At 48.6% G+C, this 22,107-nt stretch carries 16 protein-coding genes and 5 tRNA genes; 10 read left to right on the forward strand and 11 right to left on the reverse strand.

The window, feature by feature from the left end; translation table 11 throughout:
- Positions 1 to 10: 10 nt before the first annotated feature.
- Both IY568_RS02480 and IY568_RS02485 read right to left on the reverse strand, forming a co-directional pair.
- Positions 11 to 2,425, reverse strand: a complete 2,415-nt coding sequence (locus IY568_RS02480) for an ABC transporter permease (protein WP_194866703.1) — start codon at positions 2,423 to 2,425, stop codon at positions 11 to 13.
- Complete coding sequence (locus IY568_RS02485; protein WP_138537873.1) at positions 2,418 to 3,074, reverse strand: ABC transporter ATP-binding protein; 657 nt, start codon at positions 3,072 to 3,074, stop codon at positions 2,418 to 2,420. Before IY568_RS02485 ends, IY568_RS02480 begins: the two co-directional genes overlap by 8 nt.
- 278 nt (positions 3,075 to 3,352) lie before the next feature.
- Between IY568_RS02485 and IY568_RS02490 the strand changes: the two genes are divergently transcribed.
- From IY568_RS02490 to IY568_RS02520, 7 genes are read left to right on the forward strand one after another with little or no spacing between them, the layout of a single operon-like run.
- A complete protein-coding gene (locus IY568_RS02490; RefSeq protein ID WP_125563251.1) occupies positions 3,353 to 4,621 on the forward strand; it encodes an efflux RND transporter periplasmic adaptor subunit in 1,269 nt (422 codons plus the stop codon).
- An 18-nt stretch (positions 4,622 to 4,639) separates the two neighbouring features.
- Entirely contained in the window at positions 4,640 to 5,335 is a 696-nt protein-coding gene (locus IY568_RS02495) for an ABC transporter ATP-binding protein (protein ID WP_010385947.1), read from the forward strand.
- A gap of 9 nt (positions 5,336 to 5,344) precedes the next feature.
- Positions 5,345 to 6,706 (forward strand): ABC transporter permease, encoded by a 1,362-nt coding sequence (locus IY568_RS02500; protein WP_194866704.1) that lies wholly within the window; start codon positions 5,345 to 5,347, stop codon positions 6,704 to 6,706.
- A gap of 4 nt (positions 6,707 to 6,710) precedes the next feature.
- The gene (locus IY568_RS02505) at positions 6,711 to 7,931 is read left to right on the forward strand and encodes an ABC transporter permease (protein WP_125563257.1); all 1,221 of its coding nucleotides are present in this window, start codon (positions 6,711 to 6,713) and stop codon (positions 7,929 to 7,931) included.
- A 52-nt stretch (positions 7,932 to 7,983) separates the two neighbouring features.
- Entirely contained in the window at positions 7,984 to 9,315 is a 1,332-nt protein-coding gene (locus IY568_RS02510) for a sigma-54-dependent transcriptional regulator (protein ID WP_194866705.1), read from the forward strand.
- Positions 9,312 to 10,646, forward strand: coding sequence for a sensor histidine kinase (locus tag IY568_RS02515; RefSeq protein ID WP_194866706.1), 1,335 nt, complete (start codon positions 9,312 to 9,314; stop codon positions 10,644 to 10,646). The genes IY568_RS02510 and IY568_RS02515 overlap by 4 nt, the downstream gene beginning before the upstream one ends.
- A gap of 17 nt (positions 10,647 to 10,663) precedes the next feature.
- Complete coding sequence (locus IY568_RS02520; protein ID WP_194866707.1) at positions 10,664 to 11,758, forward strand: hypothetical protein; 1,095 nt, start codon at positions 10,664 to 10,666, stop codon at positions 11,756 to 11,758.
- Positions 11,759 to 11,776: 18 nt separating this feature from the next.
- Here the strand turns inward: IY568_RS02520 and IY568_RS02525 are convergent.
- From IY568_RS02525 to IY568_RS02565, 9 genes are all read right to left on the reverse strand, one after another.
- Positions 11,777 to 11,850, reverse strand: a tRNA-Cys gene (locus IY568_RS02525).
- Between the two features lie 33 nt (positions 11,851 to 11,883).
- Positions 11,884 to 11,959, reverse strand: a tRNA-Gly gene (locus IY568_RS02530).
- Between the two features lie 182 nt (positions 11,960 to 12,141).
- Positions 12,142 to 12,228 (reverse strand) — tRNA-Leu (locus IY568_RS02535).
- A gap of 36 nt (positions 12,229 to 12,264) precedes the next feature.
- A tRNA-Cys gene (locus IY568_RS02540) sits at positions 12,265 to 12,338 on the reverse strand.
- Positions 12,339 to 12,369: 31 nt separating this feature from the next.
- Positions 12,370 to 12,445: transfer RNA gene (locus tag IY568_RS02545), tRNA-Gly, on the reverse strand.
- 261 nt (positions 12,446 to 12,706) lie between these two features.
- Positions 12,707 to 13,255, reverse strand: a complete 549-nt coding sequence (pgsA, locus tag IY568_RS02550) for a CDP-diacylglycerol--glycerol-3-phosphate 3-phosphatidyltransferase (RefSeq protein ID WP_194866812.1) — start codon at positions 13,253 to 13,255, stop codon at positions 12,707 to 12,709.
- 43 nt (positions 13,256 to 13,298) lie between these two features.
- Positions 13,299 to 15,122 carry an excinuclease ABC subunit UvrC gene (gene uvrC / locus IY568_RS02555; RefSeq protein ID WP_194866708.1) on the reverse strand — a complete coding sequence of 608 codons (1,824 nt, stop codon included), beginning with the start codon at positions 15,120 to 15,122 and terminating at the stop codon, positions 13,299 to 13,301.
- 38 nt (positions 15,123 to 15,160) lie between these two features.
- The gene (gene uvrY, locus IY568_RS02560; RefSeq protein ID WP_010385932.1) at positions 15,161 to 15,811 is read right to left on the reverse strand and encodes a UvrY/SirA/GacA family response regulator transcription factor; all 651 of its coding nucleotides are present in this window, start codon (positions 15,809 to 15,811) and stop codon (positions 15,161 to 15,163) included.
- Positions 15,812 to 16,017: 206 nt separating this feature from the next.
- Complete coding sequence (locus tag IY568_RS02565) at positions 16,018 to 17,184, reverse strand: dicarboxylate/amino acid:cation symporter (protein ID WP_194866709.1); 1,167 nt, start codon at positions 17,182 to 17,184, stop codon at positions 16,018 to 16,020.
- 214 nt (positions 17,185 to 17,398) lie between these two features.
- Here IY568_RS02565 and IY568_RS02570 point away from each other — a divergent pair, with 214 nt between their 5' ends.
- The 3 genes from IY568_RS02570 to IY568_RS02580 all read left to right on the forward strand — a co-directional run bounded on the left by IY568_RS02570 (position 17,399) and on the right by IY568_RS02580 (position 21,974).
- Positions 17,399 to 19,708 carry a carbohydrate binding family 9 domain-containing protein gene (locus IY568_RS02570; protein WP_194866710.1) on the forward strand — a complete coding sequence of 770 codons (2,310 nt, stop codon included), beginning with the start codon at positions 17,399 to 17,401 and terminating at the stop codon, positions 19,706 to 19,708.
- Between the two features lie 202 nt (positions 19,709 to 19,910).
- Positions 19,911 to 20,879 carry a cysteine synthase A gene (gene cysK, locus IY568_RS02575; RefSeq protein WP_125563273.1) on the forward strand — a complete coding sequence of 323 codons (969 nt, stop codon included), beginning with the start codon at positions 19,911 to 19,913 and terminating at the stop codon, positions 20,877 to 20,879.
- 192 nt (positions 20,880 to 21,071) lie between these two features.
- The gene (locus IY568_RS02580) at positions 21,072 to 21,974 is read left to right on the forward strand and encodes a substrate-binding periplasmic protein (protein WP_228553095.1); all 903 of its coding nucleotides are present in this window, start codon (positions 21,072 to 21,074) and stop codon (positions 21,972 to 21,974) included.
- The last annotated feature ends 133 nt before the right edge of the window (positions 21,975 to 22,107 follow it).

Raw genomic sequence — 22,107 nt, forward strand, 5'->3', positions numbered from 1 at the left:
AGTGGGCTCCTTATAACTGTGCGACATTATCGGCCACATTGCGCCTGATCAGTGTTAATAAAGGGATCGCACTGACCACTAACGCCAACAACAGCACCACAGCGCAGAACCCCCAAATATCGCTCCAGCTAAGTACCATTGCCATGCTCCAGCCAAAAGCGATGGGCATCACATAGGCTAATAATACCCAGCCCAACAAGATCCCCAGCGGCACCGCCAGTAACAAGGTCAGACCGAGAATAAGTCCGGCCTGAGAGAGTTTCAGCACCAATAATTGGCCCTGAGTCACCCCTAACGTTTGTAATACGGCCATCGGCTGCAACTGCTGTCGTCCAAGCGTTAAAAAGCTCACCCAAACGCCAAATAACGCAATCAACATAATGCAGAGATTCAGTGCATGGGTTACCAGAAAAGTTTGACTAAATAATTGCTTTGCAAAACGCTTAAACACTTGATTGTGGATCAACTGGTGTCCGGTCAGTGACCAACGCTGGCTAATGACATCCGCCAGTTGCTCTGAGTCAACTCCCTCGTGAAGCGTTAACATAAAACCGACCGCTTCATACAAAAATGCCTGCTGTGCAATGACTGAATTACTGACTACCAGGCTCATGCCGGGCTCGCCGTAATCATAAAATACACCGGTGATCTGACAGTGAAAAGAGTGCGGTCCCTGCTGCACTTCAAGCTGACTGCCAACGATCAGGCCATAGCGGCGCATACCCGGCTCGTTGACAAGACAAGGGATGCTATCATTGCTCCGATTGAGATGAACAGCCTCCAAAGGCTGCCTGTTCAGCAAGGTCAGATGCTGATGATAACGATAGTCTTCGCCGAAGCTCATCAATGTCACAGGCACCGTCTCATTGGTCACCTTGACCTCACTTTGTGCCGACCAGTAAATCCCCACCTGCTTAACTGCTTGCATATCTGCCAAAGCCTGACGCATCTGCGCCGTCGGATTATCCGGCCTGACATATAGATCGGCATTCAGGCGGGTTTGTAAGTGGGTATCCAATGCGCTGCTGAAACTGCCCACCATCACCTGCATGCCAATCGCTGCGCCCATTGCCATCAAAATGGCTAACACCGAACTCAGCAGCGCTGGTAATTGCGTCAGACTATCGGCCCTGAGCCAGCCGAGCAACGGAGCCTGGGTTGGCCAGCGCACCTGAAACACCAGACGCACCAGTGGCGGTGTCAACGCGAAAAACACCAGCAACACACAAACACACAGTAACAAGGCTTGCCACTTGGTCTGTGCCAGGTGCAATAATAACCCCCCTCCGACACAGGCCAGAGATAGTAGCGCCAGGGTCAGCCATTTCGCCAATTGCTGCGCGAGACGCGTTTGCAACACCACAAAGCCAGCCAGTATCATTAAGTTCAGCGCACTACCGATAAGCACGAGCACAGCATCAAAGCGCACTGTCAGAGCCCGATCCAGCTGATAAAAACTGCTCAATACCGTGCTGATGTCACCCATCATGGCATTGGCCATCAGCACCCCAAGCAGATTACCCAATGTCGCTGCCAGCACACTCAATATCGCAACTTCCAGACACAGCGCCTTAAGTAACTGGCTCTGTCGGCACCCTAGCGTGGCCATTTGCTGCTGCAAGGACAAACGGCTTTGATAGGCAAGTTTGATGGCATTGAGGCTTAAAAATGCGCCCACCACATAGCCCAGTAAGGCCAGAGCCTGTAGGTTAAAGAAAAAGGCCCCTGACAGGGCGTCGAAGGTTTGTGCCTCAGCAGACTCCAGTCGTGCGGCACTGCCAAGCATGTCCACCAGCTGCTGTCGCTGAAGCGCATTCAGACCCGTCACTTCAAAATAGCTGATCTGCCCCTGCGCCTTCAATAATCGGTCTGCCAGACTGATATCCATCAGTGCATAGTGACCAGTGCCCTCCAATGGGCTGACCGGATAGCTGTCTCCCTCAAAACGCAATACAGGCTTTCCAAGTTGCAATCTGGTCGTCAGTTCAGGTGACATAAACAATGTGTCGAACAAGGGGGAGTCGCTGTGAGGTTGAGCAGCGTCGCCTGATACCGGCTTTGCAGCACCAGCCGTTTGCCATTGCAATAAGTTGATACCCCGGATGGCGACCAGCTTGTCGTCGTCACTTCTGAGGCGCCCCTCCAGTACAGGGTGAGCCTGCTCAAACCCAGCCGCTGAAAGCCGTTGCCAGAGTGAAAAAGGTAAACCTGTTTTTCCCAATGGCGGACGAATAAAGTGACTTACTGGCTGCGCTAATAACGCCGTACTGGTTTGATAGCGCTTTGAGGCTTCCTGGTTTAAACCCAGTGTAGCACTGAGCAAGGCGCTGCCCAGACTCAGACCGATCAAAAACAACACCAGCAGCCCTCTATGGCGCCGATAATACTGGGCATAAGTCAGCAGGATGAGTCTCAGTTCACTCATGTAAACGCCCATCGCGTAACGCCACCTGACGGGGCAACTGTGCAGCCAGGGCACGGCTGTGGGTAACCATGATCAAATTTACCCTTTGCTCCTGACATAAGGTCATCAACAGTTCCAGTACTTCCTGACTGCGCATGCTGTCCAGATTCCCCGTGGGCTCATCAGCAAGCAGTACGCTGGGCCGATTAAGCAAGGCTCGGGCAATCCCGACACGCTGTTGCTCGCCCCCGCTTAACTGCGCAGGATAAACATCGAGCTTGTCACCCAGCCCCAGGCGCTCTGCCATTATGGTAATTTCTTTGTGACTTATGGCGCGGCCGTTGAGGCGTGCCTGAAAAGCCATGTTATCCGCCACATTAAGCGGACTAAGTAACTGGTAATGCTGAAAGATCATGCCAATCGTACGACGATACAAAGCCAGCTGCTTGGCATTATAGGTATGTATTGCCTGCTCATTTATATGTACTGTGCCGGAGTCTGGGCTAAGCAACCCGGCCAGTATGTTGAGCAAGGTCGTTTTGCCAGAGCCACTGTCGCCAGTGAGCGCAACCTGCTCAGCCCCCGATACCGACCAGCTCAGGCCGTCCAGCACATTCCGATATCCAGCGCCATCTCGACGTCTGAACGTTATCTCATCTAACCGGATCATCGCACCTCCATTACCACTTACTTAACAGCAACTTAGTATAATCTTCATGGTACAGGATCGAATCGGCAAAGCCAGTGCATTCTGAGATACCAGCACCCCTGTGAGTGGCATACTGTCCGGACACTCAGCCACTGTCCGCGTACTGTCCGCTGTCCGTCCGTTGCTGTTACGGCGCGCAACACAAAAAACAAATAAACCCATAATTTCAATAGGTTAAGTTTTGGCACCAATTTTGTAATAAGTACTTGTAATCGAGTAAACAAGGAGCCGTACCAGGCATGATCCGAGATACCAAACAACAAGATAAAGCAATCCCACAAACGCGCAGATTACCGCGCTGGTGGATAGGTGCAACCGCCGCAGTCGGACTCATCAGTGCCGCCACTGCTTCATACAGCAGTTTTGATCAGCTACTCAGCGCCGACCAGGTGGTGTCCTTACAAACACTGCGTACCGCTACCGTTGTAAGAGGCGACATGGTTCAGGACCTGCGTGTTGAAGGCCGTACTATGGCCGCAGACAGCCCCTCCCTGTATGCCATTGCAGCCGGAACAGTCACTTTGTTTGTCAAAGCAGGCGACGAGATTGAAGCAGGTCAGGCCCTGCTAACCATTGACAGCCCGGAGCTTCGTAACCAACTCCTTCAGGAAGAAGCGACACTGGCACGTCTGGAGATGGACGTAAGTCGCCAGAAAATAGCAATAAAACAACAGCAGCTGGACAACACCCAGCAAATGGAACTGGCCAAAGTCGAGCTGGAAGCCGCGCAAAGTGAAATGGCCCGTGCCCGCACCAGTATTGAAAAACAAATCATCTCAAAGGAAGAACTGGAACAGACCCAGGTGGCCCTCAAGCGCGCTGAACTTAACGAGCGTCACGCCATCGCGAGTCTGCAACTGGCGCAGGAACGCCTGAGTTTTGAATTAAAAAGTAGTGAGCTGAACTTGACCCGTCAGCGTCACCTCACCGAAGAACTGCGTCGTCAGGTTGAGGCACTGACACTGCATTCACCTTTATCCGGTATTGTCGGCACGCTGAATGTACAGCAAAAACAACATGTGCAACGCGATACCCCATTAATGTCGCTGGTTAACCTCAATGAGCTGGAAGTTGAGGCCTACATTCCGGAAAACCTGGCGGATGAGCTGGGGATCGGTCTGCACGCTAACGTACAAATCAACAACGAGCAATACAGCGCAACGCTAGTTGCCATTTCTCCTGAAGTTGAACAAGGTCAGGTACGCGGCCGTATTCGCTTTAGCGAGCAACCTGGCAATTTACGTCAGAACCAAAGAGTGAATGCACAGATCATCATTGCCCAAAAGCAAAACGTATTAAAAGTCGAACGCGGTGCCTTTGTGGAAACCGGTGCATCCCGCACTGCCTACAAAATTGAACAAAACTCCGCGCTCAGAACCCCAATTTCATTGGGTGTCAAAAGTGTCCGAGAAGTGGAAATTACCCAGGGGCTGCAACCTGGTGATACAATCATCATCTCAAGTCTGGCAGCTTTCGGGCAATCTCAGCACGTGATCCTCAGCGAATAATAATAAAAGGAACATCCCATGTTACGTATGAAAAATATCAGTAAAATCTACCGTACCGAGCTGGTCGAAACACACGCCCTGTCAGACGTTAACTTTACCGTTGAAGAAGGTGAGTTTATTGCCGTTACGGGCCCTTCAGGCTCAGGTAAAACCACCTTTCTGAATATCACCGGATTACTCGAAAGCTTTGAGCAAGGAACTTATGAACTGGATGGAGAAGACGTCAGCACCCTGGGCGATAAACAGCTGTCTCAGCTTCGCAATGAAAAAATTGGCTTTATTTTCCAGGGGTTTAACCTGATAGGCGACCTCAACCTCTATGACAACATCGAGGTCCCCCTGATTTTCCGGGGTCTGTCAGCCAAAGCCCGCAAACAACGCATCGAGGAAAGTCTGGAGTTAGTGGGCCTGGGCGGTCGTGCCAGCCACTTTCCTGCCCAGCTCAGTGGTGGTCAGCAGCAGCGGGTTGCAATTGCCCGGGCGCTTGCGGGTAAACCACGATTTTTACTCGCCGATGAGCCAACCGGTAATCTGGACACTATGATGGCCAGACAGGTGATGGATCTATTGGAGGAGATAAACCGTCAGGGCACCACTTTGCTGATGGTTACCCATGATCATGAGCTGGCACAGCGAGCACATCGCAATATTCAAATTCTCGACGGTCAACTGCGAGATATCAATAAGAATGAACTGGTCGAACTGATCTCTTAGGTGATTGCGATGAAGGATTTAATGCAACTGGCCTGGCGCGGGCTGAAACAAAAACGCAAACTGACCTTGCTAATGGTACTCAATCTGGCTATCGGGATCACCCTGCTGTTAACTATGGGTACCATAGTGACACGCAGCGGACACTCCCCTATCGACGAAAGAGCCGAGCGGATATATCACGTCAGCCTTAACTTTATGGACCCGGAGTTTGAACGACGTACGGCGTTTCGCTCGCCGCCGCTGACCTACCGGGACGCAGAAGCCGTTTCCGAGGCCTTTAATTCAAACCCAATGATCCGTTTGTCACTTAATTACACCACTTCGTTTGTACTTGACCTGCCGGATAAAAGCGTCAGACCGGTTACCGCGGAGGCCTCTGCCGCTGATGCAAATTATTTTGAATTGCTCCAGGTGCCATTTATTTATGGTGCCCCGTGGCGCGCGGAGATGCAGAATGACGCTGTGATCGTACTGGATAAAAAAGCCAATGACTTATTATTCGGTGGAGAAAACTCGGTTGGCAAACAGGTGGTTATCAACAACCGTCAGCTAGAAGTGGTTGGCGTCATGGACATTTCAGCTTATCTGCGTCGTTTTCAGAACATGCGTTTTCAAGGCCGGGCTAATGATATGGCAGTTGTACCATTAGGGTACGCGCATGCTAATAACCTGCCTCGCACTGGCTATATGCCATGCCGAACTCAAGAAGAAGCCGCACGAACACGTTATCGTCGCGAAGATGCGCAGGGGCTCAAAAACGCTGAATGTGGGTATCTGCATGGCTGGGCAATGCTGGACCCCATGCAACTCGACAATAGTCATGCAGAGCTGACCTTATGGGCACGTAATTATGCACAGCAACAGACCTCGCTGGGTCGCTTCAGCCACGTCGAGCCCTACTACCTGACGCAGCTGGCCAGCCTCAATGACAGAATGAGTGACAACCTGTACTGGGAGCAAATTTATCTTAAGTTCGCCTACCTGCTCTTTGCTATCTGCTTGATCAACACCATTGGGATTCTGCTGGCAAAAAACCAAAGCCGGGCAAAACTGGTGTCTCTGTACCGGGCGCTGGGTGCAAACAAACTTTATATCCTTAAAATCCAACTGCTGGAACTCAGTATGCTTAGCAGTGCTGCCATTATACTGGGGTTGTTGCTGGCACAGTTTGGCTTGATTGCGATGTTCCATTTGGCCTTGTATCAGGCCGATTACCTGGCCGACGCAGAGCAGGTACGCCGTATGTACAGCATGGACATCCCCTTTGCGCTGCAAGCTGCCGTGGGTATTTTTGTGGCGATATTTACCACCGGGCTTTACCCCATAGTGAAAGCCAGCCGCACCGCGCCCGCAGCACAGTTAAGAGGATAAAACTATGTCTTTGAAACATATAATCAAAATCATCTTCAAGCACCGCAATATCTCTTTGATGATCCTGATCCAAATTGCCATTGCGGTGACTATAGTCGGCAATGCCAGTTTTATCAGCTACGGAACGCTCAAAAACTGGCTGATCCCCTCCCACCTGGACGAAGTGGAGATACTCAACGTTTACACCAAAGTATTCGACAACCAGGTGGATAAATCGGCCATGATCCAACGGGATTTAACTAACCTCAGCGCCTTGCCTGACGTGACTCAGGTGACCTATGCCAGCAATGAACTGGTACTGGCCACCGTCGCGGGCAGCAACCTGGTTTATAAAACCATCCAGGAAGATGAAGCAGGCTTTGAAAACGCGCAATTTGACGTAACCTCTCAAGGGGTAGCCACGCTGGGATTAAACATCACACAAGGACGCGACTTCTACCCTAATGAGTTTGTTTATGCCGCTGCCTCACAAAATCGTTACGCCAGTGTGGTGTTGATCAGTGAAGCCCTGGCCAAAACGCTGTTTGGCGAGCAAAGTGCGCTGGGTCAGACCATCTATTTACAACGAGCCCGTCGCCCCTACCAGGTGGTCGGAGTGTATGCCGATAAGATGCTAGGAGAAGGTGCTGTTTATGAACAACACTGGTACCACTCTACCATAGTGCCTCAGGCGCACTTTGGCAGCACAGATGTAAACTACTTACTCAGAGTCAAAAAAGGCACCAGCGAAGCCATTCTTCAGGAGGTTGAAGATCAATTGTATCTGCAACACGGACGGATCGTAGAGCGGGTTGAGTTTGCTGCCAGAGCGAAAAAGCGCTTATGGGATGGCCGCAGTACCTTTGCATTCATCATGATAGGGATCAGCGTTATCGCCATTGTTGTGACCGGATTTGGTATTATTGGATTGGTTTCCTTTTCGGTCTCTATCCGTAAAAAAGACATTGGGATCCTGCGTGCACTGGGTGCCAGTCAGCATACTGTGCTCAAGGCGCTGCTGATGGAAAACGCCCTGCTGGCACTGGCAGGCATTCTATTGGGTAGTTTCGCGGCCCTGTGGTTAAACAATTATTTTGTCACCCATTTACGCGCACAAGGCCTGGTTGAGCCCTGGCTCGCCCTGCTGGTTGCGCTGTCAGTCTGGCTACTCAGCGCCGCTGCGGTCTATATTCCTGTCCGTAAAGCCGCTAATATAGCCCCTGCCAGGGTTACCAAAACCAATTAAAATAAGGGCTGCAAAGCCCTTTCATATTTACAACAATAACGATAAAAACACGATGCAACATAAAATTCTCGTCATTGATGACAATACAGATGTCATAAAAGCGCTCAAGATTCTTTTTTTAATAAATGACATCGACTGCGAAGGGGCCAGTTCGCCTGAACAAGGGCTGGCAATGCTGCAATCCCAGGATTACGACTTAGTGATCCAGGATATGAACTTTACCAGTGACACCACCTCTGGCGAAGAGGGCAAGGCCCTGTACCACCAGATCCGAACACTCAACCCGGATCTGCCCATTATCCTGCTGACCGCCTGGGCCCAGCTGGAAATGGCGGTGGAGTTAATTAAGCATGGTGCCGCAGATTATATCGCCAAGCCCTGGCAGGATGATAAATTGCTCAGTTCGGTCAATAACCTGCTAGAGATGTATCAGCTGCAACAGTCCCAAACACGCAGCAACAAGCAGTTCAAGCTCAAACGAGATAAGCTGAGCGCACACTACGATCTCAGCGGCCTGATCTTTGCCGATCAGGCTATGCTGTCACTGCTTGAAACGGCAACACAGGTGGCCTACTCCGACGCGCAAGTGTTAATCACAGGTCCCAACGGTGCGGGTAAAGAGAAAATTGCAGAACTCCTGGTTGCTAACAGTGCCTACCGGGACAAGCCCTTTATCCGCGTCAATGCTGGTGCACTGCCTGCTGAACTGATTGAAGCTGAGCTGTTTGGTGTTGTCAGTGGCGCATATACCGGAGCTACTAAAAGTCGTGAAGGCCGGTTTGCCGCCGCCGATGGGGGCACTCTGTTCCTTGATGAAATTGGTAATTTGCCACTGACAGGCCAGCAAAAACTGCTCAGGGTGCTGCAAACCGGCGAGTTCGAAGCCGTTGGCAGCAGTAAAACCCAGCGGGTTAAAGTCAGAGTGATCAGCGCAACCAATGCCAACCTCAATGAGGCCATAGCACGAGGTACATTCAGACAAGATTTGTACTATCGGCTCAATATGATTGAACTACGTTTACCGCCACTGGCAGAGCGCCCTGACGACATCATTCCACTTGCCCAACACTTTTTGGCCGCAGATAAAGTACTCAGTGAGGGCGCCCAGCGTTTGCTCAAGCGCTACAGCTGGCCGGGCAACGTTCGCGAGCTGCAAAATGTCATAGGTCGGGCAGACCTGCTTGCCAGTGGAAAACAGATTGAAGCCGCAGATCTGGGCCTGAGCACTTCGGCCTCAACCTTGGTCAATCACGAATTTAGCATCGAAGATATAACCCAGGCGCTGGACAAACACCAGGGTAACGTCACCCATGCAGCAAAAAGCCTGGGGTTGAGTCGTCAGGCCATGTACCGCCGTATGGACAAGTTCGGGATCAAGCGATGAGCACGTCCTCACATTGGTCTTTTTCAGGCAGAATATTGCTAAGCAGTGGCTGTGTACTTACGTGTGCACTGATTGCACTGGCCATTGCGCTGCACCATCAGGTTCCGGTGTTCTTTGCCTGCTCAGTGATCCTGTTGGTGTCATTGATGATGTTGTTTTTGCTGCTGGGCCACTATACCAGACGTCGTCAACGCATACTGGCCACGCTGGAAGATGGAATAAAAAGTATTAAGGATGGTGATCTGTCGCTGCGAATTTCACCGACTCCGGATCCTGATTTGGCCAGGCTGATTGACTTATATAACCAGCTCACCACAAACCTCAAACAGCAAAAACAAAAGCTGAATCAAAAAGAACTGGTACTGGACAGCATAGTGCAGGCCTCCCCTATGGCGACCTTGTTACTTGATAAACAGCATCACATTGTTTATCACAATGCCGCTGCTCGGCAGTTGTTGCACAAACAACCAGGTGCGCTCACAGGCAGCTCACTGGAAGTCGCGTGCGATGCCTTACCGGCAGCGCTAGCTCAGGCACTCAATAGCGGATATACAGGGATGCTGAGTTTCGAGCAACAAGAACAAAAACATACCTATTATCTCGGAGTGGAACCTGTCACGTTGAATTACCAACCACATAGCCTGATCATTTGCAAAAACGTCTCTGCAGAACAGAACCGCGAAGAGATCATGCTATGGAAAAATGCCATTCGTCTGATCAGCCATGAATTAAATAACTCGCTGGCACCGATCCAGTCACTGACCAGCTCGGCACAAACCATGTTAAACCAGCACAAGCACCTTGAGCTGCTCCCAGACATGCTGGATACCGTGTCACAACGCGCTCATAATCTCAGCGAATTTATTCAGCGTTATGCCGAATATGCGCGCTTGCCTGCGCCCAGTTGCGCTGCTCATGCGATTGCACCGCTACTCGAACGTCTGCAGGCTCTGTACCCTTTTACTTTGCTGGGAACGGTCCCTGCGGACACCGGCTACTTCGATGTTGCGCAAGTTGAACAGGTTTTACTGAATTTGCTCAAAAATGCCCATGAATCAGGGAGTGACAGGGCCGATATCTCCGTGAGAGTAGTCCAATCCCAAACCCGCCTGAGGTTTGCCGTTGTGGATCGAGGCTCTGGGATCCTGCCAGGTAATTTACATCAGGCACTGCAGCCTTTTTACTCAACCAAAGCACAGGGAACCGGGCTGGGTTTAAGCCTGTGTCATGACATCATCACGGCCCACCAGGGTCAGTTAAGGTTGCGCAACCGAGAAAAAGGTGGCCTGATGGTAGAATTCGATTTACCTTTAAGGGAAAACACCCACTAACTAAAATAGGACAAGGAATGACTGTTCACTCACCTCTGCTTTGTTGCCTGCTGCTTGGCACCCTGATACTCAGTGGCTGTAAAACGCGCTCTCAGATACCTCAAGCTCCGAAAGTAAGCACCTTGCCTTGCTGGGTTCAGTCTCCAAAACAAGCCAATCAACTTGGCTTTGTTGGCACCGCAGCTCCATTTAGTGCTATCCCTAATGGCTCGGAGCTGGCCAGCCGCACCCGGGCACTGAAGAAACTCGCGACCTATCACAATATCAAATTACAGCGCCGTGACATGCAAAACGTCACACATGATCAATCTACTCAGATATTATCCTCAGGCCACACTGTTTATTACTCAACGCCCTTTAACACCGAAGATACACAATACAGTTACGTCAGCTTTGAGCCGTTGAAAACCAGTGCCTCCTGTGCTGTTCGCCAATGCGATTTTGTCCAGTGTAAGCCTGCCTGGCTGTGCGACAATGATACACACAGACAGGTCCTGGGTGTCAGTTACTATACCGCATCGCCGCATGAGCAGCTCCAGATGAGTGAGCGTAACGCAATGACCGTCGCGAGTTTTCTGACACAGGCCCAGGTCAATGCCACAGAATACTTAAAACAACGAGCTATCAGCCGTGAAGGTAACGTACATCATGAGGTGAACTACAATCGCAACGGTGAAGTCGATGCCCGTGGCACGCCCACACACCTGGCTTTACATCAAAGCTGTCAGTATGGCTCAACGCTGATAGGCCAGTATAAGCCCGTAGACCAGGCTGTACTCAATGCGCCAGTGCTGCCAGATATTAACGACATGACGCAACAGGGCAAGCTTGTATTGGGGGCCTTTGGTGAAGATGGCACTATGACCTCAGATAACCTGCTCAGCACAGCCATCAGACTCGCCATTCAGGATGCGTTGATCGAGCTTGCAAAAAACAAAGGGATCACGATAGAGACACGGGTTGAAGTAACACAACACAAAGGGCACTACCTGCTCGAAAGCAGCGAGTTTACCATTAACGAACATGTCAGCGGTGAGTTGATTGACCTGAAAATTCAGTACAAAAATGATGTGCCGGTGATTTATGTCTGGTTATTGGAAATAATGAATTAAGAAGAATTGATAAGGGAATGGAGGCGGAACCCGGAGTCGAACCGAGGTAGACGGATTTGCAATCCGCTGCATGGCCACTCTGCCATTCCGCCGCATTGTATTGATACTTAGTGTATCAGAAAGATTGGAGCGAGTAACGAGGTTCGAACTCGTGACCTCAACCTTGGCAAGGTTGCGCTCTACCAGCTGAGCTATACTCGCGTTCCATATTGCTTTTTAACTTAGTGGATAAATGTAAGAAGCAAGGTTGCGTCTTTTTCTTCATCCAGCTGAGCTATACTCGCGTTCCATATTGTGTTTTATAGAAAATAAAAACACATTTTATTTTCGCTACTTTAACTTAATCTTACTGTCATATCAAGCGATTAAGCTGTGAGTAACAATGGTGCCCGGGGCCGGACTTGAACCGGCACGCTGTTACCAGCGAGGGATTTTAAATCCCTTGTGTCTACCAATTCCACCACCCGGGCATCGGGCTGCTTTCGCATGTGGAGTTTGTTGAGAAATGGAGGCGGAACCCGGAGTCGAACCGAGGTAGACGGATTTGCAATCCGCTGCATGGCCACTCTGCCATTCCGCCACACTAACCTGACCAAGTCAGAAAGAGAATTTGGAGCGAGTAACGAGGTTCGAACTCGTGACCTCAACCTTGGCAAGGTTGCGCTCTACCAGCTGAGCTATACTCGCACTCCAGAAGCTTTTTAACTTAGTGAATAGGTAAGATGCAAGGTTGCGTCTATTCTTTAATCTAGCTGAGTTATACTCGCGTTCCGTACAAGTTCAATACTTTCAATAAATTGAAGCGTTTTGAACTTCTCTTTTTGTTAGGCTGTTGCCTCTCAACACGGACGCATTCTACAGAAGTTCCGGGAGGCGTCAACATAAAAAATGAAGCTTTTTAATCGTTTGCTTATTTTTTATCTAAAACGCTTTGTATTCAGCCAACCTTTACTGAGATTTAATCAATTCCGTACGGGCAGCATAGAAATATTGCACCATAGACACCACAGTTAGCAAAGTTGCAATGGCTAACAATGCATAACTCAATGTCACCATCCAGGGAGCAAACTGCCAGATCAGACCAATAATGGCCAACATTTGTGCTGCCGTTTTAAACTTACCTAAAGAAGATACAGCCACATGACCTCGCTTGCCCTGCTCTGCCATCCATTCTCTCAAAGCAGAGATAACAATTTCACGACTAATTATGACAATGGTGGCTACCGTCATAAACATGTTCTGATAATGCGTTGCTAATACGACCAGTGCCACACTGACCATCACTTTGTCAGCCACAGGATCCAGAAAAGCGCCAAATGGGGTTGATTGCTCCAGCTTACGTGCCAGATAACCATCGAGAATGTCAGTCACTGATGCCAGCCAAAAGATAAAAGCGGCAGCAAAAAAAGCCCATGAATAAGGCAAGTAAAAGATCACTGCAAAAACAGGAATAAGTAACAACCTAAATGTTGTGAGCGTGTTTGGAATGTTCCACATAACTACTAAGAGAGACTCTTTTTTACTATGTTCGCATGAACGCTTAAGCTTTGTCATGCAAATGGTTAAATATCTTTTCAGCCAGCTGAGGGCTGATCCCGGGCACTTGTTTTAGTTGTTGTATATTGGCGGCTTTTACGCCCTGCATTCCTCCAAGGTATTTAAGTAGTGCCTGGCGTCGCTTCAGGCCAACGCCTTCTATTTCTTCCAGAACCGATTGAGTACGTTGTTTCTGACGCTTGCTTCTGTGTCCCGCAATAGCAAAACGATGAGATTCATCGCGGATATGCTGGATCAGATGCAATGCTGGTGAGTCGCTGTCCAGGTTAATGGTTTTGCGGCCGCCATCGATGAGTAAGGTTTCCAAACCGGGCTTACGACTGGTGCCCTTCGCTACGCCAATCAACATAGGCAACTTATCCAACGTCCAGGATTCGAAGAAAGATTCTGCTCTAGAGAGCTGGCCTTTACCACCGTCAATGAAAATGATATCAGGCACTTTATCAGGATCGGTTACTTTACCGTAGCGCTTGTTCAGTGCAAACGCCATGGCCGCATAGTCATCTCCCGGTGTAATCCCGGTCACATTATAGCGACGATATTCACGATTATTAGGCCCCTGACCGTCAAATACCACACAGGATGCCACGGTGTTTTCACCCATGGTATGACTGATATCAAAACATTCCATACGATTGATATCCGACAGGCCAAGCGCGGCTTTTAATCTGGCATATCGTTTGTCGATAGAATCCTGCGCATTTTGCTTGACCATAATGCTGTTTAGGGCATTTTTATTGGCCAGTTCCAGATATTGTGCACGCTCGGCTCGTACGTTTACCCGCAATTGTACTTTACGCTCGGCAACCTGGGTGAGCGCTGCGGTCAAATCGTCCAACTCAGCAATCTCAAACGGCAATACAATGTCTTTAGCAATCCGGCCGTGACTCCCCGTGGAAACGTAATATTGGCCGACAAAACTGGTTAGAATTTCTTCACGCCCTGAGTCTTTAGGTATTTTAGGGAAAAACGTTTTGGACCCCAAAACTTTATGTTCCCGGATCATCAGCATATGAACCGCACATAAGCCATTCAATTGAGCAAAGCCTATCACATCCATTTCGGCAAAGTTACCGGCCACAGATTGCTGCTCCTGCATTTGCCGTAGCAATGCAATTTGATCCCGATACTTAGCCGCCGCTTCAAAGTTGAGTTCCATGCTCGCCTGTTCCATTTTACCGACCAAAGTAGCAATCACCTGGTGTGACTTACCACTAAGAAACTGACGCACCATGTCAACCTGCTCAGCATAGTCATCATCACTGACTTTTGCCACGCAAGGCGCAGAACAACGCTTTAGTTGATGTTGTAAACAAGGACGACTGCGCGCCCGGTAGTAAGCATCTTCACATTGTCTGACGGGAAAAATCTTCTGCATCAGACGTAAGCTTTCGGATACTGCGGCACTGCTGGGAAAAGGGCCAAAGTACTCGCCTTTTTTCTTTCTGGAGCCACGATGAAAGGCAAGCCTAGGGTGACGATGATCGGTCAGTAAAATATATGGATAGGATTTGTCATCGCGCAGGAGAATATTGTACCTGGGCTGATATTTTTTGATCAGGTTATTTTCCAGCAATAATGCTTCGGTCTCTGTATTCGTCAAGGTCACTTCGATATGACGAATATTACTCACAAGGACCCGAGTCTTGGCATCTGGAATATTGCTGCGAAAGTAGCTGCTGACGCGTTTTTTGAGGTTTTTAGCTTTACCGACATAAATAACCTGGTGGTCTTCGTCATACATACGATACACACCAGGTTCCGTGGTCAGCGTTCTGAGAAACGCCTGACTATCAAACACTGCCATGGTTGAGACTTGTCTCTTACTTAGAACAACTGACTCACTTAGTGAGAGCTGTCTATATCAATCATTTTATGGCGAATGGCCAGATGTGTTAGCTCAACATCGCCACTGACGTTCAGCTTCTCGAACATACGATAGCGATAGCTATTCACCGTTTTAGAGCTCAGGTTAAGCCTGTCCGCAATGTCCTGCGCTTTTTCACCTTTGGTGATCATTAGCATGATTTGAAGTTCGCGATCAGATAAAGACTGAAACGGGTTTTCATCTACTTTGCCACTAAATTGCGCCAGCGCGATTTGCTGCGCAATCTCAGGGGCGATATAACGCTGGCCCGCATTGACAGCTCGGATCGCGTTGATCATCTCATCCGGACCTGCACTTTTGGTTAAATAACCGTGCGCACCAATCTGCATGACCTTGCTGGGAAACGGATCTTCACAATGCACAGTCAGTACAATCACTTTCACGTCCGGGCAGTAACGACAAATTTTCTTTGTTGCTTCCAGACCGCCAATACCTGGCATATTCATATCCATTAGCACGATATCAGGTTCACTTTGGCGACAGTAGCTGACCGCCTCTTCACCCGTTTTAGCCTCTCCGACCACTTTAAACCCGCGCACGTCATCCAGAATGCGCTTTATACCGGTTCTGACAAGTTCATGATCATCAACTAAAAGTACGTTAATCAACGGGTCACCCTCACACTAGCCTTGGTAATGGCAATAACTGCCAAATGTCATTTATATAATCGTCTGATAATGAATGCATTATGCACACATTATTGCACACAGACCGCACGCGATTATGCTCTGCAAGAGTAACACAGAAAATTGCAAAGCATAATCAATTCCAGTTTCTAATTAAGGTAAAAACAGCCTTTAGTATGATAGTAAGACTAAGAATTACCGTGCAATTTTAGATCCTGCTCCGAAAAACGGTCTACCCACAAAGCAATCACACCATCACCCGTTACATTACAAGCGGTACCGAAACTGTCCTGTGCCAGATACAAAGCGATCATCAGCGCAACAGCGCTTTCATCGAAGCCCAGCATGGTACTGAGTAACCCCAGGGCAGACATAACCGCCCCACCCGGCGCACCCGGTGCAGCAATCATGACGATCCCCAGCATAAAGATGAAAGGCAGCATCTCAGCCAGCGAAGGCAAAGCCATCGTCGGAGACAGTAGCATCACCGCCATAGTACAGGTGACGATGGTAATTGTAGAACCAGACAGGTGGATAGTTGCACATAAAGGTACGGTAAAGTTAGCAACCTCTTCTTTCACTTTATTCGATTTGCTAGCTCGCAGGGAAACCGGGATCGTCGCTGCACTGGACATAGTACCGATTGCAGTAAAATAAGCCGGCAGCATATTTTTAATCAATTCAACGGGGTTACGCTTTAGCAGCACACCTGAAGTAATATACAAAAATGCCAACCACAGCCAGTGCATTGCCACTGCAGCAAGCAACACCACGCCAAATGTACTCAGGGTATCAGCCACCGTGCCCGCAACCGCCATCTCTGCAAACACACCAGCGATATAAAATGGCAAGGCAGGAATAATGACCTTAGCAAGTAATGCATCAATGACATCACGCCCCTGATCCACAACTTGCTTTAATTGCGTCAGATGAAGCTGACTGATCCCAATACCAAACACAAAAGCAGTCGCCAGTGCTGTCATCACGCCCATCAGAGGCGGTACTTCAAGCTTGATAAGGCTCTCAATTTCTGTTGCTTCTGTGGCCTGATAAGCCACACTGCCATCAAACATAGGCACAACCATACTGACCAGCACCACCGCCAAAGTACCTGCAATCACAGTAGAACCGTAGGCAAAGCCAACTGTTTTACCAAGTAAATGCCCTGATGCCTTAGGCAAGCCGGCAATACCTGACGCGATATAGAACAAAATAATAAGCGGAATAGTAAAGGAAATAAGCTGACCAATAATCACTTTTACAGTGTACAGCAGTTCGACCATCAGCATTGGCAGATAAAAGCCCGCCAGGACACCGGCGAAAATACCAGCGACAAGTTTTAAAATAAGAGACATACAACACGCCTGAGTAAAAAACAGATGCGCCTTTTTACCATGGAATGACAATGCAGGTACATAGTTGTGCGATACGAGTTGACTAACTGTTCACAAAATAGAAATAAAACACCACTTAACCCCGCTAGTTTGCTATTAAACGATAAACAATTGTTCACACTGTATCTCTGTTATTTAATGCACCATCAAAGTTGTGCTATCGAACCCTCTAATAATGTTAAATAAAGTTTTAAGTTCTCTGTGCTTCGCTGTTCCCTCTTTGTGGTTCAGTGCCACCGCCTTTGCAGCGGAGCCTGCTATTCCTCATATCAACGCCAGTGTAACCATCGACGGGAAACTAGAAGAGAGCATCTGGCAACAAGCCAAAGTGATTGCCATCAATAATGTCACCTGGCCGTACGAAAATACACCCAGCCCGGTGCAAACCAGTGTACGTGTGTTCGAAAATGGCCAGTCACTGTTTCTGGCATTTGATGCCAAAGACCCAGATCCCAGTCAGATCAGAGCATTTTTCCGTGACAGGGACCGCAACTGGAACGACGATCTGGTGGGCATAAAAATAGACTCCTTCAACACAGGCCGCAGTGCTTATCAATTCTTCATTAATCCGCTGGGTGTACAGCAAGATTCGATAGAAAATGTACTCAGTGGCAGCGAGGATGATTCCTGGAATGGTATTTGGGATTCTGCCGGGCAAATCAATGAGTCTGGGTATGTGGTTGAAGTAGAGATCCCATTACGTGTGCTCAATTTTGATAACAGCCAGGACACGAAAACCATGGCCATGGAGTTCCTGCGCTTTTACCCACGTAGCGAAAGGCTACGTATTTCCAGTATGCAAATCGCCCATGAAAATCAATGCTGGGTTTGCCAAATGCCGGCATACACCGGATTTTCTGGCGCGCAGCAAAGCAGCAACCTTGCCGTGATCCCCTCTATGGTTGTCAGCCGCCAGCAAACCAGAGACATTGATGGCAGCACGATCCCGGACTGGGAAAACGACACCGACTATGAACCCGGGCTAGATGTCAAATGGGCAATCACCCCGGACACAACACTAAATGCGACGCTCAACCCGGATTTTTCTCAGGTAGAAGCCGACAATGGTCAGCTCAGTGTTAATAACAGCTTTAGCTTGTTCTTCCCGGAAAAACGGGCCTTCTTCCTCGACAATGCAGACTACTTTTCCTCACATATTAATCTGTTGCACACCCGTAATATTGCCGCGCCGGATTATGGGGCCAAACTAACCGGTAGCAAGCAAGGCCACACCTATGCCGCTTTTGTCACTAACGATGAGTTTACCAATGTCATGGTGCCGGGGAACCTGGGGTCCAGCGTCGTTTCATTGGAACAAAAAAGTGAAAATGCCGCACTGCGCTACCGCTATGATGCCGACGAGACACTCTCTGTGGGCGCACTAACCACAACCCGGCAAAGTAATGATTATAAGAATCAGCTGTTCAGTGTGGACGGTAAATACGAGCCCACTGCGAACGATACGTTCAAAGCACAGGTCTTAACGTCAAAAACAGACTATGATCCGGCTATGGTCAAAGAACTTTGTGATGACGAAACACTGGAAGACTGTGAAATAGACGAAAGCGTACTGCGCACCCAGCTAAAAGATGATAATCAAGGCCTGGGTTATATGCTGGACTATCGTCATAACCGCAAGCACTGGAAAGCCTTTGCCAGCTATCGCAACTATGATGCTGCGCTACGCGCCGACATGGGATTCCTGTCGCAAGTGGACTTCAATAAGTTTATTACCGGGTTTGAATACCGTTGGTATGGTGATGAAAACACCTGGTGGAACCGCACACGCTGGTATACTGACTGGGATATTAGCCACAATGAAAACGGTGAGTTACTGGAAAAAGAAGTCCAGAGCAATATCGCTATCAGCGGACCACTGCAAAGTATCATTGATTTTGGTTTCGACCATCGTAAGCGTACCGGATTACGCCATGACGAAACCAGCCTGGCCATTGATGGCAACACGGACTTATTTACCGAAAACACGCAATGGATTTACCTGGAGAGTAAGCCCGCACCCGGCGTCTTCAGCGGACTCACCCTGCGCAGAGGTAACCGCGTTGATTTAGCCAATAATCGCATGGCGGATGAGCGTTACATACGCCCTTTGCTGGACTTCTACCTTGGTCAGCACTTTGAGATCCGACTTCGTCATACGTATCAAAAGCTCACAGCTGAAGGTATGGAAGTGTTTACAGCAAACCTGAGCGACGTGCGCTTCACTTATCAGTTTAACATTAACAGTTATCTGAGGCTGGCCTTCATTAAAACGGATATTCGCCGTAATCAGGCCAACTACATTGATGATGTAGACAGTCACTATAAACGCCTGAGCACCCAATTGCTTTACGCTTATAAGCTGAACCCACAGACCGTGTTTTTTGCCGGCTATTCAGACAATGGATATCAGGATGACGATTTGAGTAAAATCAGCAAAGACAACAAGACGTTTTTTGCCAAGTTTAGCTACGCCTGGCTGCTGTGATCCAGACACGCTGAGGCCTGATCAGACACATCAACTCTGGGCGGGCCTTAACTGCTCTTTTATTATACATATTTATTTTTTTATTCCATCAGGGCATAAGCCTTTTTAATATATCTTATAGCCATTCTTTCCTTTTGTTTTGCTCCAGCCCCAGTAAAGTGTGACTAGTATTAAATATCCTTAGCTCATTGAAGGGAAAATTATGTCGAACGTTTTTGCAGATAACAGCCTGGCAATTGGCAACACCCCGATTGTTAAACTTAATCGCGTAACAGGTGGCAATGTTTTTGCCAAAATTGAATCTCGTAACCCGAGCTTCAGCGTAAAGTGCCGTATTGGTGCCTCGATGATTTGGGAAGCCGAGAAAGCCGGTTTGCTAAGCGAAGGCAAAGAGCTGATCGAGCCAACTTCTGGTAACACAGGTATTGCACTGGCTTTCGTTGCCGCATCCCGTGGTTATAAGCTTACCCTGACCATGCCAAATACCATGAGTCTTGAGCGCCGTAAGCTACTAAAAGCGCTAGGTGCAAACCTGGTACTAACTGAAGGTGCCAAAGGTATGAAAGGCGCCATCGAGAAAGCCAATGAAATCCTGGCTGGCGACCCTGAAAAGTACGTACTGCTACAACAGTTCGAGAACCCGGCTAACCCGAAAATTCATGAAGAGACCACAGGTCCTGAAATTTTTGAAGCGATGGACGGTGCAATCGATTACTTCGTAGCCGGTGTTGGCACAGGCGGCACAATTTCTGGTGTAACTCGTTACCTGAAGAAAGAGAAAGGCCTGGCTGTTAAGTCAATTGCAGTAGAGCCTGTTGATTCAGCCGTTATTTCTCAAGCTCTGGCTGGTGAAGAGTTGAAGCCTGGTCCACACAAAATTCAGGGTATCGGCGCTGGTTTCATTCCTGGCAACCTGGATCTTGAGCTGCTTGATGGCACAGAGCAAGTATCAAACGAAGATGCGATTGCAATGGCACATCAGCTAATGAAAGACGAAGGTATCTTAGTCGGTATTTCGTCTGGTGCTGCTGTGGTTGCTGCTAAGCGTCTTGCAGAGAAGCCTGAAAATGCAGACAAGAACATCGTCGTTATTCTGCCAAGTGCAACAGAGCGTTACTTGTCGAGCCCATTATTTGCTGATGAGTTCACCGATCAGGAGTTGGTTCAGTAATCTGAATACACCACGCTCGTTAGACTAATTGTCTATAATAAGGCCAGCTAAATGCTGGCCTTATTGTCTTCTGTCCTTCCTTTTAGCGTGATAATGTCTAGACTTAATGGATAATCGATGTAGCCTAAAAGCAAACTCATCGTTTTATTTTTAAACGCTTTTATCTCAATTGTGCGCACCAGGAAATAGGTTATGAAAATACTCACCCGGCTATTGTTGCTGTTAATGTGCAGCCTCTCTGTGACTGCCTTTGCGAGCCTGAATGTCGGCTACTTTAAACAAGGTAAGTACCTGATGGTCCAGGGTGAACAATATAAAAATGGCTACCTGTACAACAAAAGTGGGGATAAACCGTTATTGCATCTGGTAACACTGGACTGGCCGCCTTATATTGGCGACCAGCTATGTAATAAAGGCTGGGTATTTCAATTTACAATCTCGTTGCTGGCGGATCAGGACTACCCTGTTTATGTCGAATTCCTGCCCTGGGCCCGCGCTGTCAAAGCCGTTGAATCCGGCCGGGCAGACATCCTCTTTCCTGAGTACTTTATCGAAGATGCGTCTCCCTCTGATAACTACCCCGGTAAAACGCGCCGTGAATTACTGGCACTGTCTAATGCATACCCAGGTGGTGAAATTACCTTGCTAAAACGCCGTGGTGAGTCAGACAGCTTCGAGGGCAACCTTAATGCACTCAAAGGCGCAACCATAGGGGTGGTACGGGGCTATCAGAACACCCCCGAGTTTGACGCCATGATGGACAACAACGAATTCATCATTGTCGAAGCCGTCGACGATTTACAACTTGTTAAGCTACTGGTAGGCAAGCGCGTTGACCTGATTATTGGCGACCCCAAAGTGCTGCGCTTTACCGTAAGTTATTCAGATTTGACTAAATCTGAAAAGGTCACCTTGTTGCGCGGGCTGGAAAATGTGGAGCCAGCTTTGAGATACAACAATCTGTATTTTGCACTCAGTAAAGCCAAACCGAACTGGCGTAGCGTCCTGAATGACCTTAATAAAGGCCTGTATCTGTTTAAAAATAGTGGTGAAACCGATCGCATCATCGAAATGGGCAGCTCAGAGTGTTATTAACTGATAAGCCTTCGCTTACTCAAGTGCGCAAGATTTGAATATTTTTCATAGAATGAGCGACATAGACTAGCCAGACATTAAATCAATGTCAGGTAATGATGGATGTCTGTTGATCCAAATCGCTCTTCCAGTA

The sequence above is a fragment of the Pseudoalteromonas sp. PPB1 genome, from assembly GCF_015356275.1.
In the GTDB taxonomy this organism is placed as follows: Bacteria; Pseudomonadota; Gammaproteobacteria; order Enterobacterales; family Alteromonadaceae; genus Pseudoalteromonas; species Pseudoalteromonas rubra_D.